This is a genomic window from Mangrovicoccus sp. HB161399 (genome assembly GCF_013184745.1).
Classification (GTDB): domain Bacteria; phylum Pseudomonadota; class Alphaproteobacteria; order Rhodobacterales; family Rhodobacteraceae; genus Mangrovicoccus.
This window is the reverse complement of record NZ_JAATVU010000222.1, coordinates 1-1,621: the sequence shown is the minus strand read 5'-3', so window position 1 is coordinate 1,621 and position 1,621 is coordinate 1. Positions and strand designations below refer to the sequence as shown.

At 70.0% G+C, this 1,621-nt stretch carries 1 protein-coding gene; it reads right to left on the bottom strand.

Going from position 1 to position 1,621, the window contains the following annotated elements; genetic code table 11:
• Window positions 1–1,252: 1,252 nt before the first annotated feature.
• The coding region (locus HCC78_RS33425) for a hypothetical protein (RefSeq protein WP_216671421.1) at window positions 1,253–1,621 on the bottom strand (369 nt) is incomplete at its 5' end.

Here is a 1,621-nt window from a genome sequence, read left to right as displayed (position 1 = left end):
CCGGACCGGCTCCGGGGGCGGCCATTGGGGCGCCGTCGCCAGCGGTGCTCGGAGTTGCCCATCGCGGCGCCATCGGTCCGAGCCCGATGGGCGACGGCGCATCCGCCGGCGGCTCCGAGCCCGATGGACGGCGGCCTGGCTTGCACCGCCATCGCCGGAGGCTCCGCCCATGCCGCGCTGATGCCCGGCGCGCGGTCGCGCCGTGTCGTCGGCCGTGCCATCGGCCGCAGCATCGACGCCCGCCTGGCGGCGGAAGCGCTCCGCAGCGCAATCGCGGAGCGGCGTCCCTTCCCCGGCAGCGCGTTCCGCGCGGACCGCGGATCCCGGGGCGCGCCGGAGCCGCATCGAGGCATTCCTGCCGAACGCGGCTTCTCCGGATCCATGGGCCGCAGCGGCAACCCGTGCGAGTTCAAGCCGGTCCGCGCCGGCGGAGCGTTCGAAGGCGCCGAACGCAAGGGCCGGGAGCTTCATGAAGACACTGGAGGTCGAGGACGCTTGCCTGGCGGAGCAGGAGTTTTCCGGCGGCGCCGCCACCGGCTTGCCCCGGTTCGCCGAGGCCTGCGACAACCGCCGCCTGCATCCGGCACCGGGCCATCTCAGCCCTGCCAAGTTCGCAGGCCGCCCCGCCCGCGCCATGGTCAAAACCGCCGCCCGGCAGCGGGGGCGCACTCCACATGCCGGTCGAAGCAGGCGTGCATGCACCAGCCAACTTCCGAAACGCTGCCAATGCTCTCATCGGCCGGGAAATCAGGGGTGCCGCCGAACGAGGACAGCGCTGCCTCCGCATCTCCGGCGGGGCATTCGCGACGTCAGGCGACAACGCATCCTTCCGATTTCCTGGCGTCAGGACGGCGATCGAGGACGCTGGATGTGAACTTCCCGGTCAGGTTCGAAGATCGACTTGGAGGGGCGTCTGGCGGAAGGCGAGCTGGAAGTGCCACCTTCCACATCTCCCACGCGACCCGCGTGCTCGCCAAGGGCCAGACCCAATGTGCGCATCTGCGGCCAGCCGTTCGGCGGCGGCAGCAACGCCTTGGTCGACCTGTGGCAGCCGACCGCAGGAAAGAGCGCGGGCATCGCGGCAGGCACACCGGTCTGGCTGTCGATCCCGCGCGTCGCGCACGCACCGGTATGCCCGAGATGCGGGAGCTCCACTGCACTCCCTCAGCAACGAAGAAGCGCCGTCTCCGGCCGGTGGCAAATGACCCTCTATCGTGTCAGCTGTCGAGCCTTCGCTCCTCAGTTCAGGCGCTCAAAGTCCAGCGTCGCAGGACGGCGGCCTCCCCGAAAGCAGCCGCTCGGCCCGCCCCGCAGTGTTCTCGGCCGGCATGCAGGCGGAGGTGCGCACTTTGCCGCCGTCCCCGATGCCAGTGCCAACGACCGTATCAGCCATTTGATGCTGTTGACGGCTTATCCCGGCCATGTTGGCCTGCGAAAGGCCCGGATCATTGCCACGCCGAGCGGAACCGGTGACGCGTGCGGCAGCGGGATCAGCAAGCGCCTCCGGGCCTCCTTGGTCCCGGATGCCGTCGCGGTGGTATGCCCCTCTCGGGTGGTCCGGTTTGAAAGTTAGTGCATGATTGGCCTGTGTTCCATCGGGATGGTGGTCCCGGGCGCTGGT